Here is a 26771-nt window from a genome sequence, read left to right on the forward strand (position 1 = left end):
CCGAGACATGGGAGGATGTATTTATATTTTTGTTTTGCAGAGAACACTTATCTATATTTTCGTTTCATTATCAGCACCATAGACAGACCACCCGTTCCTCTCGCGACTGTCATGCCGCACCCGGCCCCGCTTGACGCCTTACAGATAGGAATCTATGTGAACACTGTTCATTATCATCAACATCAAAGATGTACGGAAGCCCGCATGAACGCCGACCGGACAGTCCTGACGCGGCGTGCCCACTTTCCCATATGGGACAGCATGCAAAGGGAATGGTCATGAAGACCACCACTCCGCCTGCAATGCGCAGCGGCAGTTACCACAAAGGACATGTCGCGGAGGACCTGCTGCGCACGGCGCGGAGCCTGCTGGATCGGGAAACGGCGGAAAGTGTATCGGTGCGGCGCCTGACGCGGGAAATTGGCGTGACGCCTGCCAATTTTTATAACCACTTCAGCAGCGTTCACGACCTGCTGTTGCAGATCGCCGCCGATTCATTCGTGCAATGCACCCGACAGTTACGCTATTTTCAGCGCAATACGGTTACACGTACGGATGCGCTGAAGGCCGCCCTGGTGGAATACGCCAGCTTTGCCCAGCGCCACCCGCAGACATTCCGGATCATGTTCGGCTTTGTACCCAACGCCATTTCCCACAAGATCTACCATAACGCCGCGATACAGGCGTTCGCAACATTGCTGGAAATTGTATATGGCCAGAAGATGCTCCACCTTCATGACATTGAAGGCACCCGGAAACGCGCACGTATCGGATATGGCCTGTGTGCAATGGGGCACGGATTGGCGATGATGCTGGCAGATGGCCAGCTGCTGTTTGGCAAGGACCCCGGTCAGGCACAGCAGGAAATGATCGAGGGTATTATCGATGCCTTCATTCACAACGAATTGCATGAAGCCCTGACCCGGCCGACGGGACGCAAGGCATAAAGCCTTGGTAGTGGTCGTCTCTTGGCTTTCAAGCAGGGCTGGCCTAAAAAATTGACATTACAGGTAGCAGCCATAATGAAATTATAAAGATTACGGACCAACCCGGGACTTTGACTATGTAAAATTGTGTATCTGAAACTACCTTTTTCCTGCCATATTTGTGCAGTCATAAGCCGCAGGTTCTGTCCTGATCATGTCGGCCAGCACCCCCTGCCCCATTCATATGGATTGATTCGCCAGATCCGCCCACGCCTACAAGGATGACTTCCCATTTCAAGAGCCTACCATAAAGGAAACGTCGCCGAAGATCTCCGGATTGCCACCGTCAGGATACTGGAAACCGAACGGCTGGAAGATCTGTCGGTGCGTCGCCTTGCGCGGGAAGTCAAGGTAGCGCCAGCGAACTTCTATAACCATTACGGAAGCCTGAACGATCTCCTGCTTGAAATAGCCGCGGATTATTTCGAGGTTTTCCGGGATCAGGCAGCCCATATCGGTCGCACATCCGCAGACAGGACGGAAGCATTGAAGCGAACCGTTTTCTATTTCGTTGACTTCGCGCACACCCATCCACAACTTTATCGCCTGATGTTTGGCTATATACCCGATGCCTATACCTATCCCCGGTACCGCCTGACGGCGGGCGCTGCATTCGAGGATCTTATGGAGCTTATATACGGCTACAAGGTCTTTACCATCAGCGATGATTTCGGCCCCAACGACATGGCGGTACTGGGAAGCAGGGCACAGATCGGCTATGGGATGTATGCCATGCTATGCGGCCTGTCGAACCTGTTTGTCGCCAATGCCATCGAGGGACCGTTTGCACAAACCAGCAACCCACGTGAAAGCATCGCCGCGTTCCTGAATGGCATTCTGGATGCTTTCATCAAAGGTGATCTGGCCAGGGTTCTGGGGGCAAAACCCTGAAGCTGCCCATCCCTTTCCTCCATCCGGGGCAGGTGGTACCTTTCACGCCCGATTTGAAAACCGGACCGCGTAAGGGGTAAGGATTCAGCTGTCATGGTTTCAGCCCTTCCCAAAACTCCGGTCGCGCGACCGGAGCTGACACGATCACAGATATGGCTCTTTGCCTTTCCGGCCCTGCCGGCGGCTTTCATTATTCTGCCGATGAACATTTTCATACCGGCCTTCTATGCCAGCCATACGGCTGTCACCCTTGTGCAGATCGGTACGGTTACATCATTATGCAGGATCATTGATGCGCTGGTGGACCCGGCCATCGGCTTCATGTCTGACAGCCTTGCTACCCGAACGGGCGGTCGTGGGATATGGGGCGTAGCCAGCGCCATCATCTGCTGTATCGCCCTGTATTTTCTGTTCCAGCCATCTGCGCATACGACAGTCATATATTACGGGTTATGGGCCTCCGTGCTGTATCTGGGGTATTCCCTGTTTGAAATTCCCCGTAGCGCATGGAGTGCCGAACTCGGTTCGCGTCCATCCCTGCGCACACGCATCAACGCGGTCATTGGCCTGTTTACCGTTGCGGGAAGCCTGATTTTCTGGCTGGTTCCTGTCATCCTGTTCCGGGTCTATGGCACGGCGGGTTTCACGCAGGGAACACTGTCCGTCATTGTCTGGTTGTATATGACGCTCATGGTGCCGGCCGTCCTGTGCATCATGCGTTACATTCCCGGCAGATCACCCGAAGAACGAACCTGCACGCCGACATTACCCGACCTCGTGCATTCCCTGAAAAAGAACCGTCCCCTCACCCTTTATTTCTCTGCCATCGGCCTATGGGCCATAGGACAGGGAATATGGCTGTCCACGACATACCTGTTCCTGAATGACCATCTGCAGGTTGGCGGGGCGTTTCCGGTCATAATGATCGTGTTTTTCCTGTCCACCATTGTCGCCATCCCGTTATGGGAACGATCGGAACGCTGGCTCGAACGCCACGACATATGGGCCATCAGTATTATCCTGACCGCAGTAACGCGCCCGCTTGCGTTGCTACCAGCGCCAGGCATGCAGAACCTGCCCTTCATCATGCTGCTGGCAGCCGTGGGCGGAGCATTATCCGCACCTGCAAATTTCGCCCCCGCCGCCATATTGGGGGATGTCATCGATTATGATATCTGGAAGACACGGACCAACAAATCCGGTATCATTTATGCCCTGAACACACTGGTAACCAAAGCCACCCTTGCCATAGGCGGTGGCGCGGGGTTCATCATCCTTGGATGGGTCCATTATCATGCCGGACAGGTCAACCATGGCTTTCCACTGACCGGCCTGCTGTCATGCTACACTGTACTGTGCAGCATTCCCCAACTGATCGCGGCGGTTATCATTTTTCGTTTCCCTATTGGACGCCACGCGCATACCTTGATCCGCCATCGCCTGCATGGACGCTGACATCATCCGGATGCCCGTTAAAGAATGATACCTGGATATTCCTTTCCTGCTGACAGGAAACGACAGGCATGCAGGATATCATGGCCTGTATACATGCTGTTTTTCATGACAGTGCATTCCGTAATGCCTCCTGCTGGAGCAGCAACCCCGTCTCCCCACAAGAAAAACCGGAAGCATCCTGTCGCCCATATAGAACACGACAGGCCACAGGCCGAACAGATGGAAGTAACAGCCCGGCGCACGTCGCAGCGGCTATCTGACGTCCCCGCCCCCACAACCGCCATCAGCGGCCAGACACTGCATACCTTTGATGTCCTGGATATGAAAAGCATCATGGACATGGTGCCGAACGCCGTGGTGCCGACTGATCCGCAGAACATCAATACATACATCAATATCCGTGGCATCCGGCAGGTGGACAACAACGCTGATCCCAATTTCGGCATGTACCGCAATGGTATTTATGACGGGGGCCTGCGCACCAACCTTGGCCCACAGGTCGATGTCGCACGGGTCGAGGTCAATCCCGGCCCGCAGACTGGCCTGTACGGACGTGACGCCGTGGGCGGTGCGGTCAACATGATATACGCGACACCAGAACAGAAAACAGGGGGATACCTGACCGGGTCCTACGGCAATTATGGCCGGGGTGAATTACAGGGCGCAATCAACGTGCCGCTATCCCATCATTTTGCCATCCGGTTGACGGGCTGGTACATCGACCAGCCACGGGGATCACTCTACAACGCCACATTGCATGAATATGAAGACCGCTACCGCCAGCAGGGCCTGCGGCTGGGGGCAAAGTGGGTACCCAATGACAACCTGTCGCTGACATGGATGGCGGAATATGCCGATGTGCACGGACCGTCCCTGGCTGGCTACGCACCCGATGGCGTCGCCAACCTGATCCAGAGCGGGGCAGACGAAACATCGGGCACGGTTTACCGCGACACCCCCGACCGTTCCCATAACCACCAGTTCTACCTTTCACAGGATCTTACATATAAATCACGCTGGGGCACATTCCAGTGGCTGTCTTCCTATCGGGATTATCATCTGGATGCCGTAGAGGACGGGGACCGCACGGACCTGTCGGCTTCCTCCTATCCCCTTACGTTACAGAACCAGTTTGTCCGCCATGAAAATACGCGTAATTACTATACTGAACTGCTGTGGTCTTCCCCCCGGAACCGCCGTCTGACCTTTATGGCGGGCGCATCCTATTTCCATGAATATTTTTCATTTCAACAGATATACAATACAAAAATAAACCTGAGCCTTCTGCAGGGGATATGGGGCAACGTTGCCTGTGGTGCCTTACGGGGTGACCCGACATGTTCCTCCATCCCCGGGGGCGGTTTTCCCGATACCGGCATGCAGGCCGAGAGCGAATATGCCCCGGGTCCCGGATCAGGTATTGCGACACAGTCATGGTCCGGGTTCGTTTCTTCCACATTTCATATTACCCGGTCCGTCAGCCTGACGGCAACGGCGCGATATGCACGCGACCGGAAAACGCTGTCCTACAACCAGTACAACAATCCCATGGATGTCAGTGGTCGGGCCATTGCCGCCCTGTTCGGGGATATCTATCCGAACATCTCGCTGGATGACACGGCAACCTATGGCAACTGGAGCCCCAGCGCAGAGCTGAATTACCGCCCTTTCCACAACGTCAACCTTTATGCCCTGTACAGCAACGGGTTCCGTGCGGGCGGTTTCAGCACGACCACGACAACCCCATCCCTGATACCGTATGGCGAGGAGACAGCAACCAATTACGAACTGGGTGGACGCACGCAGTGGCTTGGCGGGCGTCTGGGCGTAAATGCCAGCATGTTTTACATGACACAGAAACATCTGCTGCTGGATGAAGCCGACCCGCGTGCGCCTGCCGCGTTCAGTTTCTATTATCTTGCCAATGTCGGCAGTGCACGGACATACGGCGCGGAACTTTCGGCCCAGCTTGTGCTGACCCGCTGGTGGTCACTGTCAGGCAATATGGGCTGGCTGCATGCCCGCATGTCCGGCGGCCGGTCATATGGCAGTTACGTTGCCAACCAGCTCCTGCCCGATACGCGTACATGGACAACAAACATACGATCCGAAATGGCGTATCCCTTAACGCCCACCTATAACCTGCTGTTCAATGCAAACTGGCATCATGAGGCAGGTGGCGTGCTGGATATCACCAATGTCCCGTGGCATTCGCTTGACCGTCTGGACCTGACGCTGGGCATGGCGTGGAAGAAGAACCAGCTTGTCGTCTTTGCCAACAATGCCTTCAATAACCGCGTCGTGGATTATGCACTGACCGACGGGATGGACATCCTGACCGCGCCCGCAACCTATGGGGCGCGCTTTACCGCAGCCTTTTAGAACCCTTCATCAATAAAGATGCGACGTTCACTCAGTTGTCGTCGCGTAATCCGATCAGTGATCTGATCTGCTGTCTGAAGTCGTTCCGCAGGGCATCTTTTTCCACATCCGGCAGCCATGTCGCATCAATCGTTTGCAGCGACAGGTCTGCCACCGCATGCACGTCCAGTGATAATACACGAGCCATCGTAACGTACGCCGTCCCGATATCCGTCGCGAACATGGCAGGATCATCGGTACAGGGAACCATGGACAGGCCAGCCTGCGCCATGGCCTTCAGGGACGTCCAGCGTTTTTCCAAGCGTTCAGGCACACAGGTCTGCGGGCAGACCGTAAAGGCCACGCCACGTTCACGGCAGCGACAGACCAGTTCGGGATCGGCCAGCAGGTTATAGCCATGGTCGATCCGGTCACAGCCCAGCACATCAAGACACGTCATGACGTTTTGGGGAGGCGCCTGTTCCAGCGTCTGGTTATCTTCACAGGCATGAGCCGTGCAGCGCAGTCCCGAAGCGCGCGCCAGTGCATAGGCATCATGGAACAGTTCGGGCGGTCCCTTGCATTCCGCGCAATCCATCCCGATCCCGATGACTTCCGCGCGTGGATTGGCCACAACGTCCCTGACCATGGTCATGGCAGCTTCCGGCCCCAGTTCGCGGTTGATGGCCGGGATCAGTCGCCCGACCACACCCAGTTCCGTTTCTGCCGCGCGCAGGCCATCAATCAGGCCATCTACTATTGTCGTGTACCGGACCCCATGGGGATAATGATAATCGGGGCTGAAAAAAAACTCGGCATAGCGCAGGTTGCCCTGACGGTATCCATCCTCCATCGCTTCATAGGCTATGCGTGCGAAATCATCACGCGTGATGATGCACTTTCCAATGATCTCAAGCCGGGACAGGAAATCATAGAAATCCGTAAAACGGTAAAACGCATCCGGATCGGTTATGGGCAGTGCGACACCATTCCCTGCCGCCAGGGACATGACCGTCGTGGCCCGCACCGCCCCCGCCAGATGGCAATGAAGGTCAATTTTTGGAATCTTCCGTATAATCGCATCCATATTCATACTCGCTCATCCTTTTCGGGGGCCGTCATGCAACGCGCCTCCCGCGCCACAGCGGGCAGAACACAACCGCACAATTGACAAGAAGCCCTATAAAACCCGGATTGATGCCCCCAACGGACAGGCCGCTGGCGAACAGTGCAATCGCAGTTGCAGCCCCACACACGACCCCTGCCCCCGCGACGCGCGCTGAAACAGGCCAGTCCAGCAGGACAACAAACCACAACGATGCAAACTGGATGCCGACATAACCGCTGATGTTCAGTGCCGTCAGCATGATGGCGGGGGCATGCGCCGTTGCCACCAACGCCAGCACCAGAAACAGGATAACACCCAGATTGATCGCCCGCCGCGGATGTCCGTGCGCCAGACGGGGCATGATGCTGCGTGTCATCATCGCCGCAATGTTCAGCGATGTCGCGGCCAGAACCAGCAATCCCGCCAGTACTGCGCCCGCCATGACCAATGCCACCACCCATGGGGGCAACAGTACGTTCGCCACATGAAAAAACACCCCGTTCGCATTATGTAGCGGTGGCAATGAACGGACGGCAAAATACGTGGCAAATACAGCAAAGGGATACATCAGCATGTAAAGCGGCATGAACACCATGGCTTTGCGCACCGCCTGTGCAGAACGCGCCGTAAAGAGGTACGGCGTAACGGATGGCTGGAAATAGAACCCGACACCCTGATAGACAATCGTACTGACGGCAAAGACCATATCCGTCACGGCAGGCTGCCGGAACACGACAGGATGGGCGACATGTACCCCTGTCCCACCATATTGCGCGCAGATTGCCGCCACACCAACAGCCGCAATCCCGAACAGCATCAGGCTGTCCTTGAGAAACGCGACATAGGTCGATGCGCGCATGCCACCCAATGCCACATATGCAAAGGCAATGACCGCACATCCCGCCAGTCCCGCCGCCGGCGCGCCCGGCAGGCCCATCATGCCCAGCGTCGCCCGCAGCCCGATAAACTGGAACTGTCCCCACGGCACCAGTGCGGCAATGCATCCCCATGCTGTCAGGCGTTCGAAAATACGGCTTCCGAAATGCCTGCCAAATACTTCTGGCACCGTGCAGGCATCATATCGCCGGGCCCGTTCCCATATGGCGGGACCGACAAAATACCCAACCGGAAATGCCAGCAGAAGATAACCCAGAAACCAGTATCCATAACTGATCCCATGGGCGTACAGCCCGGCAGGGAAAGCAACAATCGACCCGATACTGTAGATTTCCCCCACTGTCAGGATAAACAGCATGGGAGCAGGCAGCGCCCTGTCCGCCACCAGCAGTGTTTCCACCGACAGATGCTGCGAACGCGATCGGGCAAGGCAGGCCGCGCCAAGCGACAGAAGGACAACACACGCCACAATCGCAGCCATCATGATCGTTGCTCACACAGCCACAGGCAGAGGGATGTCAGCGGGAACCAGACGAACATCCAGACCAGGATGACCGGAATCCCCATAATCGTCCACGACAGGAATCCCAGAAACGGGGCGACAGGAACAATGGCCATGAACGGCACACCCAGGCCCAGTGCGACACGCCGCCAATCCGGTCGACCTGGCTGACGATCCGGATTCATGGCTGTCCCGTATCATCATGCCGGCTGGCTTCAGCACGGGTTTCGCGCAGGACAAGCTCTATTGCCCAACTGATGACGGCACCTGCGTCCTTGCCGTTCATGCCAAATTCTTCCTTAAGCGTAAGCCACGACAGCACGTTATCCAGACAGGCCACGACAGCTTCCGCCCGCAACCTGGCCGCTGGCGGTACATCGGGCGTGTCACGCCACAATGCCTGACGCCGACGAATTGCCAGTTCATTCCGAAACCGGATGCGCATTGAGCGCCCGATGCGGGTCAGGGCAAGGATACGGGCAAGATTGGGACGACTGTCGAATTTCTCCGCAGCCGTACGGAAACCCTGCACCAGTTCCTTTTCATTCGTACCGGATACCAGCCCGAAGACTTCCGAATTCAGCCAGTCACCTGTCGCGCGCAGCAGATCATCACGTGATGGAAAATAGCGATAGACAGTCCGCAATGACACATCCGCCTTCCTTGCAATGGCAGACGTCGGGACTGCCACATCATCCATTTCTTCAAGCAGGGCAATGAAGCTGTCGATAATGCGCTGTCGGGTCAGGGCGGCATATTCTTCACGTAACATATGACACACACATGCAGTTATGACACACGTGTGTCATAATGCCGTAAATGAGTCAATTACACATGTTGTGCCGTTTACATGGGCCCTATCATGATTGACGAAATGACGACGACGGGACGCGACAGGGGCAGGCTGCCGCAAAGACAGCCTGAAAAGTTCAGCAGGACGCGTCCCGCGCAACGTTAGCCAGAAAACCGCTATTTTTCGATCCGGCTAGTGGCTGAGGACGCGCCCCAGCCAGAAGACCTACTTTTCCAGTTTCATCAGACGTGATGCACGGCTGAGCGCCATGATCGGGAAAAACTGCCGGTACAGGTCATAGCGCAGCATGAAGGCACGCGAGAGTTCTGCCCCCTGCTGCAGCCGTTTTGACAATGCGGGGTCATCCAGCCTGATGGTCTGGCCAACCCCGTAACCGGGGAATCCGGTGCCGGTGAATTCCTTTTCATGCCAGCTACCGTCAGCCTGCTGCAGGTCGATCAGGTAACGGCACCCGCGAGCGATCGCCCCGTAATCCTGCGGGCGGTTGGCCGCGATCAGACCCATCAGCGCCCACGCGGTCTGCGATGGCGTGGTCGGGCCGCGCCCGACCGCGGACAGTTCCATATAGGACGCGCAGCTTTCACCCCAGCCGCCATTTTCCTGCTGGTGCGCCACCAGCCAGTCACAGGCTCTGGTAATATAGGGCTGCGTCATGTCCTCACCAATTGCGGCAAGGGCGGGCAGGACCGCACCCGTGCCATACAGGTAATTGACACCCCAGCGACCGAACCACGGCCCATCCGGTTCCTGTTCGGCGCGGATATAGGCAAGCCCACGCTGGATGGCAGGCAGGTCGCGCGGCAGACCCAGAACGCCAAAGGCTTCCAGAACGTGCGCCGTCACATCAACGGATGGCGGATCAAGGGCCTCGCCAAAATCACAGAACGGAATTTTTGACAGGATGCTGCGGTTATTGTCCTTGTCAAACGCCCCCCAGCCGCCACATTCACTCTGCATGCCGATCAACCAGTTCACCCCACGGCGAATGGCGTCCTCCACCCCGCGTTTTTTCCATTCTTCCCGGTTACGGCATGAAGAAAGCGCGATCAGCGCAACGGCGGTGTCATCCGTGTCGGGATAACGGTCATTGGCATATTCAAATGCCCAGCCACCGGGTTCCACATCCGGCAGCTTGATGGACCAGTCGCCCTTGACCCGGACCTGACGGTCCAGCAGCCAGCCCAGTGCTTTTTCCATCTGCGGCGAAAACCGGGTTTCGCCATCAGCATCGTGCAGCGCCATGATGGCCAGCATGGTGTCCCATACCGGGCTGTTCGTGGCCTGGATCCAGCTTGCATCGCCCCTGTCATGCCGCCAGCCGGGATCATTCAGGGCAGACAGTGCCTTGGCCATGACCGGATGATGGAACTGATAATCCTCGCCATGCAGCGCCATCAGGCCATAAACCCATGGCGGCTGAATGCCGCCCCAGCCACCATCAGCATCCTGATGACGGATGATCCATTCCAGCATGTGCCGGATGGCAGCTTCACGCAGGGTATTGCGTTTGAGGAATCTGGACTGCAGCCAGTGCAGGCCACGATCTGTCGTGCGGAAGAACCTGTCCCACAGGTCCCGTTCGCCTCTGGCGGGCAGTTCGTAATCGAAATTCGCGCGCCCCCCGGGAAACAGGGCGTCCAGACGGTCCTGCGGGCGCAGCGGGCGGCTGGGCCTGCGTGCAGACAGGATGGCCAGTGGCACCAGTGTCGCACGCGCCCACTGCGCGAAGTTGTAGATGGAAAAGACGAATTTATTGGGAAACCAGATGACTTCAGGCGGCAGGTTCGGCGTTTTCTCCCACGGCCATTCCCCGATCAGGGCCAGCCAGTACCGCGTGAAGACACGGATGTTTTTCAGCCCCCCCTTGCTGGCGATCCATGTAGCGGCCCGGCTTACAGCGGGATCATCGGCAGGATAACCAAGGGAACGCAGGGCAGCATAGGATTCGACCGTCGCGTTGATGTCGCCATTCCCGGCGCCATAATAGGTGCCCCATGATCCGTCCTCGCGCTGCATTTCCAGCAGCGCCTTGCCCAGACGGGGGCGCAGCGGGTGATCTTCAAGACCAAGGAACCACAGGGCCAGGCACCATTCCGCCTCCATGGAGGCATTGGACGCAACCGGGCCAACCCAATGCCCGTCGGGTTTCTGCTGCCCGACCAGCCAGTCACAGGCGGAAGAAATTGCATGGGACAGACTGTTATCCATTGTCCGGAGCGCCGAAGCCGCGGGCAGGGATTTATCCTTCCCCTTCACGGACTGAATACCAGCTGCGGGGAAAGTAGTGCCGGAAGCGATATCGTGGATTACTGCGTCGGAAGATGAGGCGGTCTTTGTTAACGGGCGACTTTCCCTAGTCATGTTTTCCATACCTGTGCGAAATGTCATGGAGGATCTGAATGATCTTGTTGGCCTGAATCACGGCGTGCGGGGGTCGGACAGGATCAGATGCTGAAAATCGGCAAAGGCCGTTTTCCACCATCCCGGGTCCATTTCCATAAAACCGAGGCTCCTTAGAAAAAATGCTCCTTCAGCGGCAAAGATCGCGGTGCGGGCCTGACGTGCTTCCCGACAGTCAGGATCGCACCCGTTAAACCACCCCGCGTACCACGCACGTATCTTCTGTAAATATTTTGGCGACTGAAGCAAGGTGACAAGCATGCCCACCATCCTGATCTGGGTTGTATCATCAATCTGGCTGACGGTCAGGACATAGGCACGCGCCCGGTCAATAATACCGGCATCGGGGCCGATATGCCGGGCGACGCTTGCATCAAATGCCGCAAGCCAGCGGTCGATCAGCGCGGTAATCAGGTCGTCCTTGCTGCCGAAGCAGTACTGCAGGCCACCCTTGGTAATGCCCGCTTCCCTTGCCACGGCTTCCAGCGTCAGGGCCGCCACGCCTTCGCGGTGGACAAGATGTTCGACACAGTCCAGGACATTTTCACGGTCAATGGTTCTGGGACGCGCCATGCGGTGCCTCTGCCGTTTCAATCCGATCGTATGGAAATAAAACACGCACTGTCATCGCGCAACCCGGAATCAGCCGTGCCGCATATCAGGCGGATGGCCGCCCGTTACGCACCATCAACCCGACAATCATGAGGAACGCCACGAACATGAAGCTGCTGCTGACGCTCAGGCTGGCGCTGATCGCAGCTTTGTAGGCATCACGTATCTGCAGGTGCATTTCAGGCGACAGCCCGTGGACGGCGGCCATGCCCTTTTCCAGAAATGCCGTCACATCAATCTTTTCCGGCAGGGCATGCAGTCGGTTGTGCAATGTCAGCGCCATGACGCCACCTGACAGCGCAACACCAAGCGCCCCACCCAGCGAGCGGATGAAGGACATCATGGCCGTGGCTATTCCCAGCATGCCGGGCGGCACGGAGTTCTGGATGATGACCGTTGCATTGGGCATGCCGATCCCCATACCCACGCCAAGTCCCCCAAGGCTGAGCAGGAAGAACAGGGCAGGCGCGCCATGATGGGCGCACAGCGCGATCAGGGTCAGCGCCGAGAATTCGATGCCGACACCCAGCGCAAGCAGTGGCGCATAACGCTGCGTCCGCGATGAGACATACCCCCCCGCCACCGAACTGACCATCATCGTGCCCACCTGCGGCAGCATCATCAATCCCGACATTTCCGGGGTCTGCCCAAGGACAAGCTGGTAGTAAAGCGGCAGAAAAACCAATGATCCCATCATCGCGAACGACATGATGCCAGTCGCAGCAACGCAGATGGAAAAACTGGCGATACGCAGCAGGTCAAGACTGACCAGCGGTTCGGGTGCGCGCCGTTCCTGGCGGATGAACAGCATGAAAAACGCCACGCTGGCGCCAAGCAGCGCACATGTCAGCGGCGAAGTCCACGCAAGTGTCGTGCCAAGCGAATTGAACAGCAGCAGGAAACCCGCTGTCGCCACACTCAGCAACGCAGCGCCCGCATAATCAATCCGGGGCCTGGCCTCGCGCTGACCCGCAGGCAGGCCCAGCATGACCAGCACCATGGCCAGACCGCCGACCGGCAGGTTGACAAGGAAAACCCACCGCCATGACAGCGCACTGGTCAGCACGCCCCCCAGAAAGGGGCCCGCCACGCTACTGACCGCGAACGCCCCGGTAAACAGGCCCTGATACCGTCCGCGCTGTTGCGGCGCAACCATGTCGCCGATCACCGTCTGCGACAGTGTCATAAGCCCGCCTGCCCCGATGCCCTGAAGCCCGCGGAACACGATCAGCTGCCACATGCCCTGCGCCAGCCCACACAGCAGGGACGCCGCAAGAAAAGCCCCGATGCTGAACGCCAGCAACGGCCTTCTGCCAAACATGTCGGACAGCTTGCCATACATGGGTGTTGCAATGGTGGAGGTCAGCATGAAGGCCGTAACCACCCATGACATATGTGCAAGCCCGCCAAGGTCGGTAACAATGGTGGGCAGCGCGGTCGATACGATGCTCTGATCCAGCGCCCCCATGACCATGGTCAGGATAAGGCCGCTGAAAACAAGGATGCGTGTCGCGGGTGTATAGGCGGAAACGGTTGCCACAGTAGAAGAAGGCTGCACGAAGGGATCCTGTAACGTCAAAAACCGATCATGCAGCCAGTCATGCGGGACAGGCAAGGCAACGCCCCTGATCGCCCAGAACGGAAAAGCGGCCTGCAGCATCCAGCACATCATGCAGACGTTCCGGGGAAGGCTTTTTCAAAAAGCTTCATGAAACGTCGCCTTTTCAGGAAAAGGCGACTTCCGAAACCTTTTCTTTTTTACAATTTCTTACATATCCAGTGTCAGGGATGGACTGCGACTGCGTGAACAGCACAGGGCAATATGACTACCCTGTTCTTCTTCCGTCAGGACCATATCCCGGTGGTCCCCTTCACCGGACAGCAGCGGCACGACACAGGCACCGCACATGCCCTGTTCGCACGACAGGGAAACGTCCACCCCCGCCGCCAGCAGGGCGGATGCAATGCTCTGCCCCGCAGGCACGGTCACAGTCTGCCCCGACTGCGCCAGAACCACGTCAAACGGACGGTCTGACAGGACATGCGACGGTTCCGTGGGCCGAAAATATTCAGTATGGATCTGGTCCGCCTGCCACCCGGCCGCAATGGCATGAGCATAAACGGCATTCATGAAACCATCCGGTCCGCACAGCATGATCGCCGTATCGGCACATGGCCTGTCCAGCGCATCCGGATACCCGTTTTTCAGGCTCTGGCTAAACCGGACGCGGTCCCGACAAGGACTTTCACGCAGCATATCCCCAAACGGTGCCTGGCCCGGCACACGGACGTAATAATAAAGCTGCCAGTCGGCACTGTTACGCTGCAGCCGTACCATCATGGACAGCAGCGGGGTTATACCAATTCCACCCGCGACAAGAATGTAGTGCTGCGCCGGTGGCAGGGAAAACGCATTGCGCGGGCCGGATATCTGCAACTCCATGCCCTGCCGGGCCTGCGTGCACAGTGAGTCCGATCCGCCACGGGAATCCGCCTCATGCTTGACGCACAATTCATAAGCGGATGGATCATCAGCCGGTCCACACAGGGAATACTGCCGGATCATGCCTGCAGGCGTCATGACATCAATATGCGCGCCGGGTTCAAAATCAGGCAGGGCGTCATCACCGGGGCGGGCAACCAGACGCAGGCGTACACATCCGGCGCCCTCCGGTGCTGCCGCATCAATGATGACAGGAAACAGGGTAGACATGGCCGGGCTTCCTTCAGGCAGTAAAGAACTGACTCAGCCCCATCGTGCGCAGGGCGCGGCGATAGGCGATCGAGCTACGGTCCGCCATCACATGCGCCTCCAGCGTCGGATCCAGTGGCAGGTTTTCCGGTTTCTGGGCTTCCACCAGTGCGCGGTCTTCCTCAAACACCTTCAGGTTGAAATCGTACACATCCTGCAGCGGCAGATCCCTGTCGAAGTTACGGCACATGGGCGCGAACATACGCGTCTGGCGGGCTGATACGGGTGAGGCCGCATTCATGATGACAAGGCGGCCGTTATCGGGAAAATGAATCTCCAGTGTCGCGACAAAAGGCACATGCACCCGGAAATGCCGCAGCCATTCAAAGCCTGGACGCCCCCGGTCGGATTTACCGATGGGATAATTGCCGACACTGCTGCGGTACTCCGCTTCGAACCCATCCGGCGTGATGCGGGTTTTATAGGGCGGCACAACGGGATTTTCGGGATCGGCAAAGGTATCGGTATGGACAAAGGCAAAATGCGCCACGTCAATGAACCCCTCGACCTGCCTTCCTGCAAAACCGGCAATATCGATCCACGGGCAGTTGATCTGCTGAAAGGCCGGGTCATTCCAGTGCGGCATGGGCGGAATGGCGACCGTATCCCCTTCCGGCCGCAGGCAGGTCCAGATCAGGCCATATCGTTCCACTGCCGGATAGGTACGCAGGTTCAGCTTTGATGGAATGGCGCTGTCGGGGTGGGCGGGAACCCGGACGCATTTCCCCTGCCCGCCGAAGCGGAACCCGTGATAGGCGCAGGCCACGGTCTGCCCGTCGCCTTTCCCCATGCTGAGCGGCACGCCACGGTGGGGGCACAGATCATCGGCAATGACAATACCCTCACCCGCCCGATAGACCACCAGCGGCGCATCCAGCAGGGTAACACCCAGCGGCTGTTCACCCAGTTCACGCACAAGGGCAACGGGATACCAGCACCGGGCAAGAATATTCCAGTCATCCATATCGAACGTCATGGTGCGGGGAAGGCTGCGGGTTTCTGCGGGACGGATGCTGGCTGTGGTGGTCACGATCGGTTCTCCTGAACGGGCCGGGACTGTCCGGCGGCTTTCAGAAAGATCATTTCACATGCGACGCGCTCTCAGATATATCATAATTGATCCTTATTCATTCGCAAAATAAGAACGCATGCAGCCCTTTTCCCGCTTTCTGGTCTATTTCCTGGCTGTGGCCCGCCACCGCTCCATCCGCAGGGCGGCCGAGGACCTGCACATTGCGGGGTCCGCCATCAACCGGCACATCCTGCTGGGGGAAAAACAGTTACAGACCCCGCTGTTCGAACGCCTGCCCACCGGCATGCGCCTGACGGCGGCGGGCGAACTGCTGTATGGCTGTGCGCGGCGCTGGATCAGGGATCTTGATGACCTGAACCGCCAGATTGATGACCTGAAGGGCATACGTCGTGGCCAGGTTGACCTGCTGGCGCCCGAAGCCCTGTCACGCGCTTTCCTGCCCGAACTGGTCACGCGCATGAACCACAGCCACCCCGGCGTGGTGCTGAACATGAACATCCGCGACAATCAACGGATTCATCAGGCCCTGCTGTCTGGCGAAGGCGACCTTGCCCTGGTTCTGGACCCCGAAGAAATGCGCGACCTTACGATCATCCGCCGCATGTCCTTTCCGCTTGGTTTTGTCTGCCAACCCGACCACCCGCTGGCGCAACATACCGCCATCAGGCTGACGCAATGCGCAGATTACCCCATGATCGTGCCGGAACAGCCGCTTGCACTTTCGTCCGTTTTCGCACGGCTTATGGATACCCGGCGCATTATCCCCCACGTTGCGGCACGGGCAAATAATGTCCAGATGATCATTTCCCTTGTCACAACCGGCATCGGCATCTGTTTCCTGAGCTTTCTGGATGTGATGTCCGAAGTCATGCGGGGGGATCTGGCGTTTGTGCCACTTGTGGGTGCAAACGTGCCGCACCTTACGCTGGCACTGGTGCATGACCGCACGCGCCAGCTTTCGCGCACCACGCATCTGGTCGAGAACATTATCGAGGACATCATGTCCCGGCATATGACCTGAGCAGATGGATTCGAAGAAAAAGACGACTGGTCTAATTTTTTCATGGACACCCACGCCGCTCCGCCCTATATACACTCCCATGAAGATTGCAGAAAAACATCGCGCTGCCCGGCAGCACATCCTTGAAGCGGCCCGGCCGCTGATCGGCCAGCGTGGTTTTTCGGCTGTCGGTCTGGCGCAGATACTGGATGTCGCGGGCATTCCCAAGGGATCGTTTTACCATTACTTCGAGTCCAAAGAAGCATTTGGCGAAGCCCTGCTTCAGACTTACATCGATGACTATCTGATCAAGATGAACGATATCCTTAGTGACGGTCAGGGGAATGCGGCACAACGGATCACACGCTACTGCCAGTTCTGGCGCGATACCCATATCGAAGGGCAGATCGGGAACAAATGCCTGATCGTAAAGCTGGCGGCTGAAGTATCGGACCTGTCCGAACGGATGCGCGCCATTCTGGATGTCGGCACCCGTACGGTCATTGACCGGATCAGCGCAGTCATTGCCACTGGTCAGGCGGAAGGGTCCATTGGCAATACACGGCAACCCGCGCCAGTGCTGGCGGCGTCGCTGTACCAGCTCTGGCTGGGTTCGACGCTTATGGTAAAGATCACCCACAGTTCTCCGCCGTTTGATCATGCCTGGGCAGCAAGCAGGCAGCTACTGGAAATCTAGTTTCCGGAGCATGGCAGAGTGCCCTGTTCCACGATTTTAATAGATGACCGGTCTATTAGAGACGACCGGTCCAATAGGTGTGAAAATGCAGAATTTCGAATTCTACAACCCCACTCGGGTCCTGTTTGGCAAAGGCATGATTGCACGCCTTGACGAACAGCTGTCACCTGAAGCCCGCGTGCTCGTTCTGTATGGTGGCTCCAGCGCGGAACGCAGCGGCACGCTGAATGAGGTGCGGGCGGCACTGGGCAAGCGGACCTTCCGTGAGTTTGGTGGCATTGAAGCCAACCCGACTTACGAAACCCTGATGAAAGCCGTGGCCATGGTGCGGGCGGAAAAGCTCGACTTCCTTCTGGCCGTGGGTGGCGGGTCGGTTATGGACGGTACCAAGTTCGTTGCTGCCGCCGTGCCGTATGAAGGCGAGCCATGGGACATTCTGGTCAGCAAGGGAGAAGCGGCGAAGAAGGCACTGCCGCTGGGCACCGTTGTCACCCTGCCTGCGACCGGGTCCGAAATGAACTGCCTGAGCGTGATTTCACGTCAGTCCACGGGTGACAAGCTGCTGTTTTCCAACCCACTGGTCTATCCGCGCTTTTCCGTGCTCGACCCCATGCGCACCATGAGCCTGCCCATGAAGCAGGTCATCAACGGTGTCGTGGACTCCTTCGTGCATGTGATGGAGCAGTACATGACCTATCCGGTCGACGGCATGGCGCAGGACCGCTTTTCCGAAGGACTGCTGTCCAGCCTGGTGGAAATCGGGCCGCGTATCGTCGCCACACCGGAAGATTATGACCTGCGCTCCAATCTCATGTGGGTTGCGACCCTGGCACTGAATGGCCTGATCGGCGCGGGCGTGCCGCATGACTGGACCACGCATATGATTGGTCATGAAATCACGGCGAAATACCACATCGACCATGCCCGCACGCTGGCCATGGTGTTCCCCGCCCTGCTGAAGGTGCGCCGCACCGAAAAGCGCGCCAAGCTTCTGCAATATGCCGCACGGGTCTGGAACCTGACCGAAGGCAGCGAAGATGCGCGGATCGACGCGGTTATCCGCAAGACCGAGGAATTCTTTGAAAACCTTGGCGTGCCGACCCGCCTGTCGGCTTACGACATCGGGGCTGATGGCATTAACGACCTGGTGCAGCAGCTTGAAGATCACGGCATGACCCATCTGGGTGAAAACAGTGATGTCACGCTGGATGTCAGCCGCCGGATACTCGAAGCCGCTGCCTGATTTCCACTGAAATACCACCGGGATACGGACACACATCGTATCCCGGGCATAACTGGCTATATTAAGGGACAGATATCCAAAATGGCTTACGCATCAACCAATCCCTATACCAACGAAGTTGTTGCAACCTTCGCTGATGCGACGGACGCGGAAGTACAGACGGCCCTGAGCGAAGCGCACGCTGCATTTGAAAGCTGGCGCGACACATCCTTTGCCGATCGGGCAAAAGTCATGAACGCGGCTGCCGCCATCCTGCGCCGTGACATTGATAAATATGCCCGTCTTGGCACGCTGGAAATGGGCAAGCTGTTCGAGGAATCAAAGAAAGAAGTCATTCTTTCTGCCGAGATCTTCGAATACTATGCAAATCATGCCGAAGAACTGCTGAAGCCGGAAATACTGCCGGTTGCCAACGCCGCGGAAGGCAGACCCGTCCTGGTGCACGAACCGCTGGGCATCGTGCTGGCGATCGAGCCGTGGAACTTCCCCTTCTATCAGGTCGTGCGCATTATCGCGCCGCAGCTTTCAGCTGGTAACGCCGTGCTGCTCAAGCACGCATCCAACCTGCCGCAGTGTGCCGCAGCTTTTGATACACTGATGGCGGAAGCTGGCCTGCCCAAGGGGCTGTTCCGCAACCTGTATGCGGCGCGCCCCCACACTGCCATGATCCTGAACGACCCGCGCGTATGTGGTGTTGCCCTGACGGGTTCGGAAGGGGCTGGCACCGTTATTGCCGGCATTGCGGGCAAGGCGCTGAAAAAGGCGACTATGGAACTGGGGGGCGCGGACGCCTTTATCGTTCTGGATGACGCCGATGTGGAAAAAGCAGCCCGCTGGGCGGTTATCGGCCGCCACTGGAATGCCGGTCAGGTCTGTGTTTCGGCCAAGCGCCTGATCGTGGCAGATAGCGTTTATGACCAGTTCCTTGCCCTGTACAAGGAAGGTGTTGCGGCCCTGAAGGCGGGCGACCCGATGGACCCGGCCACCACGCTGGCCCCGCTGTCGTCACAGGCCGCCGCCGATGACCTGCGCGATCAGGTCACGCGGGCGATGGATCTGGGCGCGAAGGTCGAGATCATCGGGGCGCCGGTGCCGGAACAGGGCGCATTTTTCCAGCCGCTGCTCATGTCGGGGCTTGATGAAAAGAATGCAGCCCGTCACTGGGAATTCTTTGGTCCCGTTACCCAGATATACCGCGCAAAGGATGAAGCGGACGCCATCCGTATCGCCAATGACTCCCCTTACGGACTGGGTGGTTCCGTATTTACGAAGGACGAAGCACGCGGTGCACGGGTGGCACGCGCCATCCGCACGGGCATGGTGTTCATCAACCATCCGCTGTCACCCAAGGCCGACCTGCCGTTCGGTGGCATCAAGAACTCGGGCTATGGCCGTGAACTGATCGGCCTTGGCATCAAGGAGTTCATCAACCACAAGCTGATCAACGTCGTGGATATCGACGCGCCGTTCTGAACCAGACAGTTGTGGGTAATGACGGGATGACGTCCCGTTATGGCCCGCAATAATAAATCCCCCTTGTGACAGATGTCACAAGGGGGATTTATTAACTATTATTCCAGCCCCCATTACCTGAAAAAATAATAAAAGTTTCTTGGATACCATCTTTTTTTTTCAAAAAGGCGGCATTCCCTGAATATCTAAAAAAAAAACTGCACCAAAAACTTTTACGATTTACAGGCGGCCCCTTAATGGGCATCGGGTAACACGCAGGCAAAGCTGGCTGCATCATCCATGTTGCCATGACCATCATACCGCGCAACTTTCGGCCATGCGCATAGTGGCCGGGTACGCACGACCTGCCCATTGTCCACGCGTGCCGCAATGACCTGTTCTGGCGCCTGTCTGTGGCTGACCCAGTCATCAATCGCACCCAGCTTGCTGAATGTGTCACACGCAGTCCCACCATAACAGTGCCCCATGCCCGGAATGGTAATCAGGCGCACCGCATCCGCGCCTGCGGGTCCGGCATTGCGCTGGACGGACTGGTAATATCCAGCCAGCTGTTCAGGGTTATGTCCGTCGTTCCAGCCAATATACATGAGCAGCCTGCCGCCATGACGGAAGAAAGGCGTCAGGTTGTCATCCACATGCAGCAGTGGACCGACCCTGCGCGCGGCTTCCTGTATGTCCGTATCCCATTTCAGCGTTGTCCAGTCCCAGTCCGGGTTCTGGAAAGCCGCATATCTGAACAGGTCGAGAGCTACGGGGAATGCTTTGCCGTCGGCTGAAAAACCGTCCTCGCTCCCCTTCGCCGGGCCGGGGAAGATGACCTGGTGCGTCTGCGGGTCAAGCGGCCCCTGATAGATGTTATTGGCGGCCTGTACCTCATTCGCGGTCAGGCATTTTGCTGTATTCTTCCCCTTGCACTGCAACTGTTCAGGCGTGAAGGTGCATTTGTCCGGCTCCTCCAGAAACCCCTGTTTCTTGCCTACGGGTGATGCGCAGGCATTCATGACTGCCGCGTTCAGCAGGTGAAATTTGTCATGCGATACGCGCAGGGCCGGATTATGGTAACTCATCCACCCGGCCCATAGCTGTTCGGCATTGAAGTTCACGATCGGATTGGGCGGTGCACCGGCCACGATCCCGTCATAGTCCTCGGGATAGCGTTTGGCCTCGATCAGCCCCTCAAGCCCCCCCAGTGAGCAGCCAATCCAGTAGGCATGCACTGCCTTCCGGCCATAGAAATTCCGGATCAGCGCCTTTGCCATCACCGTCATCAGGTGGTCGGCACGATAGGCGTAATCAATCATCTTTTCCGGATGACCCAGCGTAAAACGTCCCCCCTGCCCTTCGGGGGTGGAACTGTCATGCCCGGTATCGGTACTGGCCACGGCATAGCCCTCGGCTATCCCCGTCGCCATGCCGTAATACATGAGCGAACCGGCCCAGCCGAAATTGCCAACCCCCAGCAGCTTGCCATTCCAGCCTTTGAGCGGCAGCCAGACTTCCGTACGGATATGGGAATCCGGAGACGGGTGCAGCGTAATGGCCACGCGGCAGAAAGCGGGATTGGGAGCCTGTGTCGGATGACCGGCCACGTTCATGCCGGGTGCTGACATGATGCGGGTCAACTGGTCCTGCGGTGGCTGCCAGCGTCCGTCGGGTACCGTCTCCACCGTGGTGAAGGTCGCATCCGGCAGGGCACGGCGGGCAAGATCGGCGCAGCCTGTGGCATGGGCATCCGCCGTATCCAGCATCGCAAACGGTACTGCAAGGGCTGTCCCTGCCACCAGCAGGAAAAACAGGCGCGACAGGCCGCATGAAGATTTCGAAAGTGGCGCAGGACGGGACATGACAGTTTCCTGACGGGTCATTGCAACATAATCGGGGTCAGTACCGGAACACCCCCATGGACAGGGCGCCGACATGACGACAGGCGGCATTCTGGACAGGAAATACGCAAAAGGGAAAGACCTTGATCCCATGACTGGGGGCGGGCAGTGTTCGCATACACGATGACAATTCCGCGCAATGGCAAAAGTTAGGGGACTGATGCAAAAGATTTCCTTGGTGGCGGGTGGACTGTTTCTGGCCATACTACCCGTCATGGCCCGCACGGTTCCGGCCCAGGCGGCAACGGTTTCAGCCAGCACGGAAGAAGATACGGCCGCCCGCCAGACACAGGCGGTCGTCACCGCAGCGCAGTCTTTTCTCGGGCTATTCGATGCAGCCAGCCGTGCGAAATTACAGTTTCCCTTTGTTACACAAAAATCAGGCACACTTGCCCGTTTCCGACGCAGCGCCCCCGACCAGCCCGTCCAGCCGGTAACGGACGTGCAGGTCAGCGCACCCACGGCACGCGGGCCGGGCATGGGACCACCCGGCGGTTTCACAGGCGAACGTTATGGCACATCGGTGTGGTCCAACTTTCCGGTCAGTGACGTGCTACGACCAGGACTGCGGATGGGTCAGTTGACACCTGCCCAGCGTACCGCCGCACTACACCTGTTGCAGACAGTGTTAAGCCCGAAAGGCTACCAGAAGGTAATGGACATAATGGGAGGCGATCAGGCGCTGGCGGATGCCGGCACGCCGTTCGCGTCCGGCAGAGCCGTCTACACCATCGCGATTTTTGGTGAACCGGGCATGACCAGCCCATGGATGGTGCAGTTTGGCGGCCACCATCTGGGACTTAACATTGTTATTGACGGCATGCATGGCGTCATGACGCCGACCCTGACGGGGGCACAACCTGCAATCTATCAGGCGGATGGAAAGAGCGTACGCGTTCTGGCAGGTGAAAATGACCGGGCTTTTGCCCTGCTGGATGCCCTTGACGCAAAACAGCGCAAACAGGCCATCCTTTCATATAAGATGGAGGATCTGGTGCAGGGACCGGGACATGAAGGTGAAACCCTCATTCCCGAAGGAATAAAAGGCTCTGCGCTGACCACGACACAGAAAGACCTGCTGATAGGGGTAATCGGAGAATGGGCAGGTATCATAAACGATGCCTATGCCGTCCCACGCCTGAAGGAAATCAGGGACGATCTGGACAATACATGGTTTGCATGGAGCGGCCCCACCACGCATGCGCCCGGCCGCAACGGATCATCCTATTACCGTATTCAGGGACCGCGACTGCTGATCGAGTTTTCACCGCAGGGTGTGGGCGACGACCCGACCATGCATGTGCATACCGTCTATCGTGACCCCACCAACGACTATGGCACCCGGTATACCATGCCATGAATTACGCCATGACCATGTTGCTGGCAGCAGCGGGGCTTGCAACAACCTGCAGTCCGGCAGGTGCGCACCGTCTGGATGAATACCTGCAGGCCACGGTCATTGATATCACGCGGCAGGACATTGCCGTGACCCTGCGGCTTACGCCCGGCGCGGATGTGGCATACGGCGTCATTCACCAGATTGACAGCAATGGCGATGGCATCCTGTCACCACAGGAACAGCAGGCTTACGGTGCATGGATCAGGCAGGGATTATCATTTTCCATTAACGGTAACCCGGTTTCCCTCACCACCGGTGGGGCTGCGTTTCCATCTGTCACGACCCTACGGACGGGAAGTGGCGTTATCAGCCTGTGCTTTCATATAACGACCAGCCTGACACCGGGATCATATCGGCTGGTCTATACCAATCATGGTAGTGACCCGGATATGGTCTATCTGGTCAACGGATTGCTGCCCCATGACCGGGCCATTCATATCCAGCGACAGCAGCGTTCAGTCAATCAGTCCACTTACGAACTGGATTTCACGGTGGAACCGTAATCTGCAGCCCATGCACCAGGAAACTGTTCCGAAAAGCCTGCCTTTGAAACATCCTTAAAAAATAAAGATTTTTTTGGGCGAAGCTTTTTCACAAACCTTCAGAGGTACCATTCAAAAAAAATGGCGATACTAAAAAATTTCATATATCAATAAATAATTTTTGAAAAAATCAGGCTTCAAAACGACATGGTCTTGTAATTTTCTTGCGTTATTATCCGATTACAGGAGAAATAGTTCATGTCCATTCGCGTCGGTGTCGCTGGCTGGTCAATCCCCTCCGCACTTGCCAGCCAATTTCCCACGGTCGGCACGCATCTGGAACGCTATGGCGCGCGTTTCCCCGCGGTCGAGATCAACAGCAGTTTCTATCGGCCGCACCAACGCACGACCTACGCGCGTTGGGCCGCAAGCGTGCCGCCCGCGTTCCGCTTTTCCGTCAAACTGCCCAAAACAATCACGCATGAACGCCGTCTGATCGACTGCCATGCGCTTATTGAACGCTTTGCCGAAGAAACCGGTGGTCTGGGTGACAAACGCGGTCCCATACTGGTCCAGCTTCCCCCAAGCTTTACCTATCCCGGCGAAAGCGCCGAACATTTCTTCCATGACCTGAAAACTACAATTACTGGCCCCATCGTTGTGGAACCAAGGCATGCCAGCTGGTTCATGCCAGAAATCAGTCATATGCTGGAAAGGCTGCAGATAGCGCGGGTTGCGGCAGATCCGGCCAAGCCATTCCTTGCGGCACAGCCCGGAGGCTGGAACGGCCTGGCCTATTTTCGGCTGCATGGTTCCCCCCGCGTTTATGAATCAGCGTATGCAAGGGAAACCATTGAAACCCAAGCAAAAACCGTCACGTCGCTTGCCATGCGCGGCATTGATGTCTGGACGATTTATGACAATACCACCTATGGCGCCGCCACCCAGAACGCGTTTGAGCTTATGGAAATCATTGAGAATATGACTGGCTGTATTTGAAATGCCACGAAAATTAAAATATTCCTTTAAAGTTCCAGGAAACGCACCTAAAAAAGGCAGCACCCACAAACTTATTTATACTTTATAATCAGGGTTTTTAATAAATAATTTACTTCCTCTGGTCACTACCAGAAATGACACATATTCCCATCATGTCGTTGGCAGCACGCCCTGCGCTCACCTGATTGCGCCATTATTTGCAGGCCGCATATCTGGCTGGCCGGGCAATGCCGTCAGGGGATAATGAATTTCTCCGTCATCCCCCGCACAACACAAATTAAGTCGCGGTCCGGATTTCAGTTTTGAGACTGTTCCAGCTTCGCCATAAGCGTGGATGGTACACTACAGGCATCCGGCATGAGTCCCTGCAACGTCTGACAGACGCGCAGGACAGTCACGTCATCCATGGATTTCCCGCCAACCTGCATGCCAATCGGCAACCCTGTCGCGGAAAAACCGATCGGCAGCGATGCCGCTGGCTGTCCGGTCAGGTTATTCAGGAATGCAAACCCACCCCATTCCAGCCAGTCCGGCCATGAGGAATCCGGCACGGTCTTTCCTGCCTCAAACGGAAGGATGGAGACGGAGGGCGACAGGACAATGTCAAAATTCTGGAACATGACACCCGCTTCCTGCCGGTAACGTACCCGTGCAGCATGCGCATCCGCAATAACCTGCGCATCAAGGTCACGTCCTTTCTGCGCCTCGGCCCAGAACTCCTGATCTACCAGATCGATCCTGTCTGCGGGAATGGTCTTCAGGGCCTGCCAGGCACGGGACTGCCACAGCACGCGATAATCCGGACGCCAGTCCGCGAATGCCGGGACGGGACAGATTACCGCCCCGGCCTGTTCCGCAATAGCAACCGCGGCATGAAACGCCGCGCGTACTTCCGGATCAACAGGCAGGCAACCGAAATCATCCGTCACACCAATGCGCAGACCAGACAGGGGCAGTGGCCCTGCCGTGAATGCATCGGGTGCCGCGCGCGGGAAACTGTACGGATCGCGGGCATCATAACCTTCAATAACTGACAGCATCAGTGCGGCATCCGCCACCGAACGGGTCAGCGGCCCATAATGGGAAAAGTCGGAATAGTGGATGCTCATGGGCCACTGGGGCACCCGCCCATAAGTGGCCTTGAACCCGAACACACCGCTGAAACTTGCTGGCACACGGATGGAACCACCGCCATCACTTCCCAGTGCCAGCGGCCCGCATCCAGTCGCCATCGAGGCACCCGCCCCGCCACTGCTGCCTCCGGGCGAAACCCTCGGGTCATGCGGATTGCGCGTGATCCCCGTCAGCGGTGTGTCCGTCACCGCCTTCCATCCCCCTTCGCAGGTCGTGGTACAAGCCCAGATCAATGCGCCGGACGCACGGATACGGGCACAGGCCGGGGCATCTTCGGTTGCCGGTGCCTGTCCTATGGACAACCGCGATCCACGCCCCAGCACCCAGCCCTTCACCATGGCCGTATCCTTGATGGATACCGGTACCCCCTCCAGTGGCCGCACCGGCAGGCCGCCGCGCCATGCCCGTTCGGATACGCGCGCGGCGGCAAGTGCCGCATCGTCATCAATATGTACGAAGGGATTGAGAACCGGCTGTAACGCATGCGCACGTTCAAGCACTGCCCGCATGACGTCTACAGGCGAGACCTCACCACTGGCATAGGCGCCAAGCAGGCTTGCAGCGTCAAGATCACACAGATCGGTCACGTCGGCAGTGGTTCGGGCTGCAGCCATCATTTCATGTCCCATGCGGTTCATCGAATATTTTCT

23 protein-coding genes are annotated in these 26771 nt (G+C 57.5%); 11 read left to right on the forward strand and 12 right to left on the reverse strand.

The window, feature by feature from the left end:
- The first annotated feature begins 278 nt into the window (after window positions 1–278).
- Entirely contained in the window at window positions 279–947 is a 669-nt protein-coding gene (locus ACE2AA_RS08785; protein WP_227002409.1) for a TetR/AcrR family transcriptional regulator, read from the forward strand.
- A gap of 273 nt (window positions 948–1220) precedes the next feature.
- Here ACE2AA_RS08785 and ACE2AA_RS08790 read toward each other — a convergent pair whose 3' ends face one another.
- Window positions 1221–1439 carry a hypothetical protein gene (locus ACE2AA_RS08790; protein WP_227000901.1) on the reverse strand — a complete coding sequence of 73 codons (219 nt, stop codon included), beginning with the start codon at window positions 1437–1439 and terminating at the stop codon, window positions 1221–1223.
- A 33-nt stretch (window positions 1440–1472) separates the two neighbouring features.
- Here ACE2AA_RS08790 and ACE2AA_RS08795 point away from each other — a divergent pair, with 33 nt between their 5' ends.
- From ACE2AA_RS08795 to ACE2AA_RS08805, 3 genes are all read left to right on the forward strand, one after another.
- Complete coding sequence (locus ACE2AA_RS08795; RefSeq protein ID WP_395369477.1) at window positions 1473–1877, forward strand: TetR-like C-terminal domain-containing protein; 405 nt, start codon at window positions 1473–1475, stop codon at window positions 1875–1877.
- A gap of 93 nt (window positions 1878–1970) precedes the next feature.
- Window positions 1971–3332 (forward strand): MFS transporter, encoded by a 1362-nt coding sequence (locus ACE2AA_RS08800; RefSeq protein ID WP_395369479.1) that lies wholly within the window; start codon window positions 1971–1973, stop codon window positions 3330–3332.
- A 105-nt stretch (window positions 3333–3437) separates the two neighbouring features.
- Window positions 3438–5714, forward strand: coding sequence for a TonB-dependent receptor (locus ACE2AA_RS08805; protein ID WP_395369481.1), 2277 nt, complete (start codon window positions 3438–3440; stop codon window positions 5712–5714).
- 31 nt (window positions 5715–5745) lie between these two features.
- Here ACE2AA_RS08805 and add read toward each other — a convergent pair whose 3' ends face one another.
- The 9 genes from add to ACE2AA_RS08850 form a co-directional block, all read right to left on the reverse strand.
- A complete protein-coding gene (add, locus tag ACE2AA_RS08810; RefSeq protein WP_395369483.1) occupies window positions 5746–6780 on the reverse strand; it encodes an adenosine deaminase in 1035 nt (344 codons plus the stop codon).
- Between the two features lie 31 nt (window positions 6781–6811).
- Window positions 6812–8182 (reverse strand): sodium:solute symporter, encoded by a 1371-nt coding sequence (locus ACE2AA_RS08815; protein WP_395369485.1) that lies wholly within the window; start codon window positions 8180–8182, stop codon window positions 6812–6814.
- Window positions 8179–8385 carry a hypothetical protein gene (locus ACE2AA_RS08820; protein ID WP_395369486.1) on the reverse strand — a complete coding sequence of 69 codons (207 nt, stop codon included), beginning with the start codon at window positions 8383–8385 and terminating at the stop codon, window positions 8179–8181. Before ACE2AA_RS08820 ends, ACE2AA_RS08815 begins: the two co-directional genes overlap by 4 nt.
- Complete coding sequence (locus tag ACE2AA_RS08825) at window positions 8382–8972, reverse strand: TetR/AcrR family transcriptional regulator (protein WP_395369488.1); 591 nt, start codon at window positions 8970–8972, stop codon at window positions 8382–8384. Before ACE2AA_RS08825 ends, ACE2AA_RS08820 begins: the two co-directional genes overlap by 4 nt.
- Window positions 8973–9218: 246 nt before the next feature.
- Complete coding sequence (gene shc, locus ACE2AA_RS08830) at window positions 9219–11222, reverse strand: squalene--hopene cyclase (RefSeq protein WP_227000924.1); 2004 nt, start codon at window positions 11220–11222, stop codon at window positions 9219–9221.
- A gap of 210 nt (window positions 11223–11432) precedes the next feature.
- Window positions 11433–11987 (reverse strand): TetR/AcrR family transcriptional regulator, encoded by a 555-nt coding sequence (locus tag ACE2AA_RS08835; RefSeq protein ID WP_141300812.1) that lies wholly within the window; start codon window positions 11985–11987, stop codon window positions 11433–11435.
- Between the two features lie 85 nt (window positions 11988–12072).
- Window positions 12073–13695, reverse strand: coding sequence for an MDR family MFS transporter (locus tag ACE2AA_RS08840; protein WP_395372168.1), 1623 nt, complete (start codon window positions 13693–13695; stop codon window positions 12073–12075).
- Window positions 13696–13794: 99 nt separating this feature from the next.
- Window positions 13795–14739, reverse strand: a complete 945-nt coding sequence (locus tag ACE2AA_RS08845) for a PDR/VanB family oxidoreductase (protein ID WP_395369490.1) — start codon at window positions 14737–14739, stop codon at window positions 13795–13797.
- Window positions 14740–14752: 13 nt separating this feature from the next.
- Complete coding sequence (locus ACE2AA_RS08850; protein WP_395372170.1) at window positions 14753–15754, reverse strand: Rieske 2Fe-2S domain-containing protein; 1002 nt, start codon at window positions 15752–15754, stop codon at window positions 14753–14755.
- A gap of 172 nt (window positions 15755–15926) precedes the next feature.
- Between ACE2AA_RS08850 and ACE2AA_RS08855 the strand changes: the two genes are divergently transcribed.
- From ACE2AA_RS08855 to ACE2AA_RS08870, 4 genes are all read left to right on the forward strand, one after another.
- The gene (locus ACE2AA_RS08855) at window positions 15927–16832 is read left to right on the forward strand and encodes a LysR family transcriptional regulator (RefSeq protein ID WP_395369492.1); all 906 of its coding nucleotides are present in this window, start codon (window positions 15927–15929) and stop codon (window positions 16830–16832) included.
- Between the two features lie 79 nt (window positions 16833–16911).
- The gene (locus ACE2AA_RS08860; RefSeq protein WP_141260801.1) at window positions 16912–17508 is read left to right on the forward strand and encodes a TetR/AcrR family transcriptional regulator; all 597 of its coding nucleotides are present in this window, start codon (window positions 16912–16914) and stop codon (window positions 17506–17508) included.
- Between the two features lie 85 nt (window positions 17509–17593).
- A complete protein-coding gene (locus ACE2AA_RS08865) occupies window positions 17594–18751 on the forward strand; it encodes an iron-containing alcohol dehydrogenase (RefSeq protein WP_395372171.1) in 1158 nt (385 codons plus the stop codon).
- 81 nt (window positions 18752–18832) lie between these two features.
- Window positions 18833–20224, forward strand: a complete 1392-nt coding sequence (locus ACE2AA_RS08870; RefSeq protein WP_395369493.1) for an NAD-dependent succinate-semialdehyde dehydrogenase — start codon at window positions 18833–18835, stop codon at window positions 20222–20224.
- Window positions 20225–20457: 233 nt separating this feature from the next.
- On the opposite strand, the gene ACE2AA_RS08875 is transcribed toward ACE2AA_RS08870, so the two are convergent.
- Entirely contained in the window at window positions 20458–22089 is a 1632-nt protein-coding gene (locus tag ACE2AA_RS08875) for a tannase/feruloyl esterase family alpha/beta hydrolase (RefSeq protein WP_141300823.1), read from the reverse strand.
- Between the two features lie 178 nt (window positions 22090–22267).
- Here ACE2AA_RS08875 and ACE2AA_RS08880 point away from each other — a divergent pair, with 178 nt between their 5' ends.
- The 3 genes from ACE2AA_RS08880 to ACE2AA_RS08890 all read left to right on the forward strand — a co-directional run bounded on the left by ACE2AA_RS08880 (window position 22268) and on the right by ACE2AA_RS08890 (window position 24987).
- The gene (locus ACE2AA_RS08880; protein WP_395369494.1) at window positions 22268–23467 is read left to right on the forward strand and encodes a DUF3500 domain-containing protein; all 1200 of its coding nucleotides are present in this window, start codon (window positions 22268–22270) and stop codon (window positions 23465–23467) included.
- Entirely contained in the window at window positions 23464–24009 is a 546-nt protein-coding gene (locus tag ACE2AA_RS08885) for a hypothetical protein (RefSeq protein ID WP_395369496.1), read from the forward strand. Before ACE2AA_RS08880 ends, ACE2AA_RS08885 begins: the two co-directional genes overlap by 4 nt.
- A gap of 237 nt (window positions 24010–24246) precedes the next feature.
- Window positions 24247–24987 carry a DUF72 domain-containing protein gene (locus ACE2AA_RS08890; RefSeq protein ID WP_395369497.1) on the forward strand — a complete coding sequence of 247 codons (741 nt, stop codon included), beginning with the start codon at window positions 24247–24249 and terminating at the stop codon, window positions 24985–24987.
- Window positions 24988–25283: 296 nt separating this feature from the next.
- On the opposite strand, the gene ACE2AA_RS08895 is transcribed toward ACE2AA_RS08890, so the two are convergent.
- Window positions 25284–26759, reverse strand: coding sequence for an amidase family protein (locus tag ACE2AA_RS08895; protein WP_395369499.1), 1476 nt, complete (start codon window positions 26757–26759; stop codon window positions 25284–25286).
- Between the last annotated feature and the right edge of the window lie 12 nt (window positions 26760–26771).

It is taken from the genome of Komagataeibacter diospyri, assembly GCF_043995075.1.
Taxonomy (GTDB): Bacteria; Pseudomonadota; Alphaproteobacteria; order Acetobacterales; family Acetobacteraceae; genus Komagataeibacter; species Komagataeibacter diospyri.

Excerpts from the sequence above, each read along its gene's own strand:
- ACE2AA_RS08805 (WP_395369481.1), top strand. The coding sequence starts at position 3,438 with ATGACAGTGCATTCCGTAATGCCTCCTGCTGGAGCAGCAACCCCGTCT.
- ACE2AA_RS08820 (WP_395369486.1), bottom strand. The coding sequence starts at position 8,385 with ATGAATCCGGATCGTCAGCCAGGTCGACCGGATTGGCGGCGTGTCGCA.
- ACE2AA_RS08835 (WP_141300812.1), bottom strand. The coding sequence starts at position 11,987 with ATGGCGCGTCCCAGAACCATTGACCGTGAAAATGTCCTGGACTGTGTC.
- ACE2AA_RS08870 (WP_395369493.1), top strand. The coding sequence starts at position 18,833 with ATGGCTTACGCATCAACCAATCCCTATACCAACGAAGTTGTTGCAACC.
- ACE2AA_RS08840 (WP_395372168.1), bottom strand. The coding sequence starts at position 13,695 with ATGTGCTGGATGCTGCAGGCCGCTTTTCCGTTCTGGGCGATCAGGGGC.
- ACE2AA_RS08855 (WP_395369492.1), top strand. The coding sequence starts at position 15,927 with ATGCAGCCCTTTTCCCGCTTTCTGGTCTATTTCCTGGCTGTGGCCCGC.
- ACE2AA_RS08895 (WP_395369499.1), bottom strand. The coding sequence starts at position 26,759 with ATGAACCGCATGGGACATGAAATGATGGCTGCAGCCCGAACCACTGCC.
- add (WP_395369483.1), bottom strand. The coding sequence starts at position 6,780 with ATGGATGCGATTATACGGAAGATTCCAAAAATTGACCTTCATTGCCAT.
- ACE2AA_RS08880 (WP_395369494.1), top strand. The coding sequence starts at position 22,268 with ATGCAAAAGATTTCCTTGGTGGCGGGTGGACTGTTTCTGGCCATACTA.
- ACE2AA_RS08845 (WP_395369490.1), bottom strand. The coding sequence starts at position 14,739 with ATGTCTACCCTGTTTCCTGTCATCATTGATGCGGCAGCACCGGAGGGC.
- ACE2AA_RS08800 (WP_395369479.1), top strand. The coding sequence starts at position 1,971 with ATGGTTTCAGCCCTTCCCAAAACTCCGGTCGCGCGACCGGAGCTGACA.
- ACE2AA_RS08860 (WP_141260801.1), top strand. The coding sequence starts at position 16,912 with ATGAAGATTGCAGAAAAACATCGCGCTGCCCGGCAGCACATCCTTGAA.
- ACE2AA_RS08875 (WP_141300823.1), bottom strand. The coding sequence starts at position 22,089 with ATGACCCGTCAGGAAACTGTCATGTCCCGTCCTGCGCCACTTTCGAAA.
- ACE2AA_RS08825 (WP_395369488.1), bottom strand. The coding sequence starts at position 8,972 with ATGTTACGTGAAGAATATGCCGCCCTGACCCGACAGCGCATTATCGAC.
- ACE2AA_RS08790 (WP_227000901.1), bottom strand. The coding sequence starts at position 1,439 with ATGGGCTGCCTGATCCCGGAAAACCTCGAAATAATCCGCGGCTATTTC.
- ACE2AA_RS08815 (WP_395369485.1), bottom strand. The coding sequence starts at position 8,182 with ATGATGGCTGCGATTGTGGCGTGTGTTGTCCTTCTGTCGCTTGGCGCG.
- ACE2AA_RS08865 (WP_395372171.1), top strand. The coding sequence starts at position 17,594 with ATGCAGAATTTCGAATTCTACAACCCCACTCGGGTCCTGTTTGGCAAA.
- ACE2AA_RS08890 (WP_395369497.1), top strand. The coding sequence starts at position 24,247 with ATGTCCATTCGCGTCGGTGTCGCTGGCTGGTCAATCCCCTCCGCACTT.
- ACE2AA_RS08885 (WP_395369496.1), top strand. The coding sequence starts at position 23,464 with ATGAATTACGCCATGACCATGTTGCTGGCAGCAGCGGGGCTTGCAACA.
- shc (WP_227000924.1), bottom strand. The coding sequence starts at position 11,222 with ATGGATAACAGTCTGTCCCATGCAATTTCTTCCGCCTGTGACTGGCTG.
- ACE2AA_RS08850 (WP_395372170.1), bottom strand. The coding sequence starts at position 15,754 with ATGACGTTCGATATGGATGACTGGAATATTCTTGCCCGGTGCTGGTAT.
- ACE2AA_RS08785 (WP_227002409.1), top strand. The coding sequence starts at position 279 with ATGAAGACCACCACTCCGCCTGCAATGCGCAGCGGCAGTTACCACAAA.